This is a genomic window from Brevundimonas sp., assembly GCF_044239655.1.
Classification (GTDB): domain Bacteria; phylum Pseudomonadota; class Alphaproteobacteria; order Caulobacterales; family Caulobacteraceae; genus Brevundimonas.
On sequence record NZ_JBIIAY010000252.1, the window covers coordinates 1 to 5,032 of the forward strand.

5 protein-coding genes are annotated in these 5,032 nt (G+C 43.9%); 1 reads left to right on the forward strand and 4 read right to left on the reverse strand.

Translation table 11 applies throughout. The annotated features are described in order from the left end of the window. Positions 1 to 253 precede the first annotated feature (253 nt). The gene (locus ACILQR_RS17680; protein ID WP_395652676.1) at positions 254 to 529 is read right to left on the reverse strand and encodes a hypothetical protein; all 276 of its coding nucleotides are present in this window, start codon (positions 527 to 529) and stop codon (positions 254 to 256) included. A gap of 131 nt (positions 530 to 660) precedes the next feature. On the opposite strand from ACILQR_RS17680, the gene ACILQR_RS17685 reads away from it, so the two are divergent. Then, entirely contained in the window at positions 661 to 891 is a 231-nt protein-coding gene (locus ACILQR_RS17685; protein WP_395652677.1) for a hypothetical protein, read from the forward strand. A 264-nt stretch (positions 892 to 1,155) separates the two neighbouring features. Here ACILQR_RS17685 and ACILQR_RS17690 read toward each other — a convergent pair whose 3' ends face one another. From ACILQR_RS17690 to ACILQR_RS17700, 3 genes are all read right to left on the reverse strand, one after another. Continuing rightward, positions 1,156 to 3,675, reverse strand: a complete 2,520-nt coding sequence (locus ACILQR_RS17690) for a hypothetical protein (RefSeq protein WP_395652678.1) — start codon at positions 3,673 to 3,675, stop codon at positions 1,156 to 1,158. A gap of 145 nt (positions 3,676 to 3,820) precedes the next feature. After that, positions 3,821 to 4,618: a hypothetical protein gene (locus ACILQR_RS17695; RefSeq protein ID WP_395652679.1), complete on the reverse strand. Its 798-nt coding sequence runs from the start codon at positions 4,616 to 4,618 to the stop codon at positions 3,821 to 3,823. Positions 4,619 to 4,816: 198 nt separating this feature from the next. Next, on the reverse strand, positions 4,817 to 5,032 hold a 216-nt coding region (locus ACILQR_RS17700; protein ID WP_395652680.1), incomplete at its 5' end, for a hypothetical protein.

Here is a 5,032-nt window from a genome sequence, read left to right on the forward strand (position 1 = left end):
TTTTCAAGAGGTTCTCCATCCTCACCTTTCAACAACAATTCAAGATCATCAACCTTTTTTTCGGTCAGCCTTGCCAGTTGTTGGAGCGTCAACTCTATTTTCATTCAGTTCTGCTTTACTATCCTGGTCGGGTAGGGCATCCAATGGAGCAGGGGCAGACGGCAATTCAACCAAACGGGCAACAAGGTTTTTGTATACTGGGTTGACTTGCATTACGTCGTAATCGCTTTGCGTGTATGTTGCTCCACTTAGGTTATCCTTCCACATTGTCTTTTGCTTTACGGGTTGTTTTCGCGTCGGTTGGTTCTGGAACTTGCTTTACTTCAACCCAACCAAGATCAATCATTGATTGCTTGTTCTTGATGGCAAATAATTCATGCGCCGGATCGCCGTTTTCATCTTTCTTTGGAGGGATCGCATACCCCTTGTACTGGTCACCCGCTTCAACGCCTACCGACTTCATAACGATGTGCGTTTTGAACTTCTTAACCCGGTCGTCGTTGAAAAATACACTCAGATCCATAATCACTTATTTGCTTACAAAAGTATGAAACATTTGCGAATAAAACAAACTGAATTTTTAGGTGGTAAAAATACCATGTTTTGGGTATTTGTGAAGTGGGTTTAAAAATTGAATATTGAGGTACAAAATCAAACGATATGAGCCAAGCACAATTTACCGCCGAAATGATGATTGCCTTAGCAAAAGGCAATGTAGAAAAAGAGATGCAAGACATCGTGACTCAAGAGGGGTTTGTCGATGATATATCCAAAGTCTCTTATGACATTCTCTTTTTCCTTACTCAAGGCGATGGGATAAAAATGGATGTTCGCCGCCAACGCCTATATATTGAGGCTAAAGTAAAAAAATATATTCAAGACTCAATTTAACCCCGCCCCGAAAGGGGCTTTTTATCATCAATCAAATCAAGCAAAATGACACCACTGCTTATTCTTTTATCTGCGATCTTGATTTTATTGATCATCACACTGTACATTGAGGTGATGTTTTGGAAGTCTTTACTAGACTTAATCAAGGCGATTTTTGAATTTTTAAACCAAAAAAAATAAACCAACATGCTGCCATAATCGTGCTGGTTTTTCTTCTGCTTGCTCCCGTCGTATTCGTTATTATTTCCTTGATAGTTGAGTGGATCAAGGGGTAATTACTTCCACCTCACCAATAACATCAATCTGCCTCACAACCCTATTCCCCTCCTTCCATTCCGTGACCATTTCCCCCGCGTCATTCCGGTACTGGATAGGCCGTGTCCGCCAATAGTCGATTTGCTTATCTGCTGCCATCAGTGCGGCTTCTTTGTATGCGTCCTTCATTACATCAACTTGCAAGGACAGTTTACTTTCTTCCAACTTGCTTTGTTGCCCACGTAACCCCATAGCAAAGGCAAACAGCGGGTCAGAGTGTACACGCTGACCAAGCAAGGCATAATGCACCAATTGCTTGTTTGACATCCGTTCAAAGCCTAAACGGGCGTTGTCGCTGGACTTCAATACTCGTTCATCCTTGGATAGGTTGACGGGTACGCTGTCACTTGTCCACGTTCCTTCACCCCGTACGCGCTCCGTACCAGTGGCAAAGTTTTGGGTGCGTCCTGCCTCGCTTGCTGCCTGAGATCGCCCAGCGGCAACTAGTCGGGAAATGATCGCCAAACCGCCAACGGCCAATACAAGACCAATTAAGCCCTTTGAAGCTTCTGCACTAATCAGTTTTGCAACGGCTAATGTCAATTCAACTGCCTGTTGCCCGGCTGCAATGATCTTTCGTTGATTCGCTGCCTTGCGTTCGATGTCTAGCTTTTTGTTTTCACTGTCTCGAAGTAGACGCTCCTGTTCTGCTACACGTTTCTTCGCCCCGTCTAGATCGTTGGCTAATCCTTCATCGGCCAACTTCTGCTGTTCTTCCAGTGCTTTCTTTTCAACCTCAAGGCGTTCATTTATCTTTCCGATTAGTGCGTCTTGTTGAGCTATCCGTAGCTCAAACCGGGCTTGTTCGGCTTCAAAAAATGCGTTTATGGCTTCCGGTGCAAGTTGGCCTATCAACTGCTTTGCTGCTTCGTTTCCTTTTTCTTTTTGCCGTGCCGCTTCCAAGCTTTGACCCTGAGTGATAGCCCCTGCAAGGGCTTTACCCGCTTCCAGCCCATCGGCGCGTAATCGTTCAGCTAATGGCTTTGCGGTTTGGGAAGAAACAAGATCGGTAATGTTTCCGGTTACTGGATCGGTAGCGGCTTTTAACAATCGCTCCAGCCCCCCCGTGACAACTTCAAGCGACTTGCCAAAACTAGCCCGTTCAAAATCAATATCCGCAATATCCTGTAAAGGTTTGAACAGTCGTTCAATATCTTGCGCGGTTTCGCCTGTTCCAAGTTCTTTTGCAAGTTTTGTATATTCCGCTCGAAGCCTTTCGACCTCAGCAGTAGCATTCGCGAATTGCAATTGGATGCCGTCGTTTTCATCGCCAAGTTTTACCCGTGCCTCTGTGGTTGTAGTGAGTAGATCCTGGATAGACTTTTGTAGCCCTTCAATGCGCTGTTTTTCGGCTGCTGCTGCTTGCGATTGCTCCGCCCGGATAGATTGCGCCTGGTTGAATGCTTCGGATTGAATACCAAGCAAAGTTTCTTGTGCGTCACCTAACTCCCCAATTTGAGCGAAAATCTGTGTTGCCCTCTTGAATGCTTCGGCCTGACTTATGCCTGATTGCTCAATTCGCTTTGCAAGGATCTCAGTGGTGAGTGTACCTTCTTTTGATAGTGCAACAATCTGCTTTGAGGATTTGATTTGCTGTTCTTGCCCGCCTGATATTCTCGCGTTTAATCCGATTTCGGTAAGAATCCGTTTTTCATCTGCCTTTGCTTGCTGTTCTGATAATGCGGCGCGGCGTTTGGCTGCTGCTTCGCGGACTGCAAATGACTTGGTTGTATTATCCGCAATCAGGTTCAACTGCTCAATTTCTTGCTTTCTGAGTGCGGCTGTTGCGGTCTGTTCTTGCTTTTGTCGCTCCAATCCAATACGCTGTGTTTCAAGCTTACCTTCAAGGGCGATTTGTTGCCTGATCTGGATATTGAAATCCGCTGTTTCCGCTGACGCATCCCTTACCGCATCCCTCAGTGACTTTTGACCCGTTGCGGCCTGTATCAACTGGTTACCCCACTTACCAAGTGCGGTTATGCCAATGTCAAGCGCAATTTTGCCCTGTGCCAAGCCTACACGTACTTTATCTAGGTTGCCCTGGAACTTCGAGAACGCAGCGACCAATGCAGCACCAACAACGGCAACCAAGGCCAATGCACCAAGACGAAGCACACCGAATCCTTTTGCAGCACCCGCCGCGTCCTTAGCTGCGCCTTGGCTACTTGAGCCAACATCTTTTAACCCGCCTTTTAGGCTTTGCAAGCTATCGGATAAGTCATTAAGCGACACCCCGCCAACTGATAAGTTACCAAACAAGGTTTTCAAGCCCCGGCTAAAGCGCCCGGTTTCTTGTTCGGCTTCCTTGGTTTTCTTTGCGGCTTTATCGACTTGCCCGGCGTATTGGTCTAGTTGTTTTGAAGTCTTTGCAGTGTTGTCTGCAATGGCTTGGAGTGCGCCTGTTGCGTCCTGCTCTAACTTTTTATATTCGTTATCGGTACGCTCGATTTGATCGGCAATATCGGACATAACTTGCTCGACATTTGTATCGTCAACCCTGAACCGGAAAGTTGTATCTGCCATCGCTAACTATTTGTCGCAAGTTATGCAATTTTGACAAAATAAAAAAGCCGAGTGTTTCCACCCGGCTCGTGTTGTAAAATAAGTCAATTAACTATAATGGCGTTGGGAATTGTTCATCAACTGGCTTGTATTTTAACATTGAAAGCTCATTCCCTTTTCTAAAGCAATTCCATGTTTTAATAATAAATGCAAGCTTAATAACGTCTTCTATTTTGTATTGTGAAGACATTCTAGAATCAATTAGTCGCTTTCTCAGCACATGCATTGTGTCATTTTTTACACCCTTGCCAGTGCAAATTTGCTGGACAAACTCAAATGAATCTTCCTTGTTGATTTTAGCAAATAAAAATAAAACTCCACAAACCCAAGACTGAGACAATGCCCGGCTAAAGTCTTTGCTTAGTTTTTGACTAATAGCCCCACATTCATCCCATAAATCAGCATCCTTTAAATAATGTTCAACTATTTCTGGGTTTAAAAGGACGCTCCTTGCGGAATTTTTGTTTTTAGATGCCCAATCTTGAAGCTGTATTGCCGCCGCTATAGTTATTCCGTTTTTTACTTTCATTATGCTAAGTGCATCCCCGCCAGTTCTTTTTTTACCTGTATCAATCACGTCGAAAATATTTTCGTTTAACCCAGTTGCTACATGTAAATAAACCCCTGTGTTAGCTCTAACAATTGCAAGCAACCTGTGTTGTCCATCTAAAAGCCTTCCATTTTCTGCAATCTTTATAGGTTCGCACGTGTCTTCTCTCCATCCTCCATTTGCCATTTGTGCAGCATATCTTTTTACTACTGGCTCTGCAATCCTCCTATTGTTTACATTACCAGTCGCCAATATTGATTTTGCAAAATCAGGCGTAACAAATACTTTTTCGATTTTCATAATGAGTTAAAATAAAAAAGGCTGTCCGGTGATGTACAGACAGCCAAGGTTAGCAATTTTATTTGCTAATTGTTCCTTTGGGCGTACATCACTCCGTTCAAAGGATAGGTCAAAGATAATATAATATTTTTAATAACAAAATAAAAAAGCCCGCACTTTTCAGCACGGGCTTAACAAAACCTGATTTATGGAAAATTACTACTTGCTTTTTGCTTTTTCAATTTGGTTCATTCTCATCTCTGTGATTTCATCGGCTTTAACCAGCAACCGCAGAAATTCAGGGTAGGGCATAGCCCAAAGATCACCCATGTCTATTTCGAGCATTTGAGCGACGAACAACACCATTTCAGTATACTTTTCATCGATCAAATCCGCTGTATTTTCCCACTTTCCGCGATGACTGGTTACAAATCC